General features: G+C 57.2%; 1 protein-coding gene and 1 tRNA gene. One reads left to right on the forward strand and one right to left on the reverse strand.

Annotation, left to right across the window (positions count from 1 at the left end; all coding sequences use genetic code 11):
- The coding region (locus ACMUOY_RS20320) for a ProQ/FINO family protein (RefSeq protein WP_413894535.1) at window positions 1-244 on the forward strand (244 nt) is incomplete at its 5' end.
- 75 nt (window positions 245-319) lie between these two features.
- On the opposite strand, the gene ACMUOY_RS20325 is transcribed toward ACMUOY_RS20320, so the two are convergent.
- Window positions 320-395, reverse strand: a tRNA-Lys gene (locus tag ACMUOY_RS20325).
- Between the last annotated feature and the right edge of the window lie 44 nt (window positions 396-439).

A 439-nucleotide genomic window follows, 5' to 3' on the forward strand; every position in this document is an offset into this window, starting at 1 on the left:
CCACACCATGTCGACTCGCTATCTCAAGGAGATGGAGAAAGCTGAAGTCAGGCTCAATCTCGACGGAACGCCAGCCGGAGAAGTGACGGCGGAAGCGCGCAGCCATTCAGGCGAACTTTTGCGCGAACGTTTCAAGAAAAAGGCCGAGCAACGCAAGGCCGAAGAAGCCGCCGCCAAGGCAGAGGCCCGTCGAGTGGAAAAACTGGGCCAGCTGGCCGAGAAATTCGGCCGCAAGAGCAATTAGTCGCGCTTCCCTGGCGCTTCCCAGTCGTATCAAAAACGAAAAAGGCCTGCGCTATGGCGCAGGCCTTTGAATTTCTGGTGGGGCGCGACAGATTCGAACTGTCGACCTACGGATTAAGAGTCCGCTGCTCTACCAACTGAGCTAGCGCCCCAGATTTTCCCTAAAGACTGGTGGGTCGGCCGAGATTCGAACTCG

The sequence above is a fragment of the Candidatus Skiveiella danica genome, assembly GCF_022705245.1.
In the GTDB taxonomy this organism is placed as follows: Bacteria; Pseudomonadota; Gammaproteobacteria; order Burkholderiales; family Burkholderiaceae_C; genus Skiveiella; species Skiveiella danica.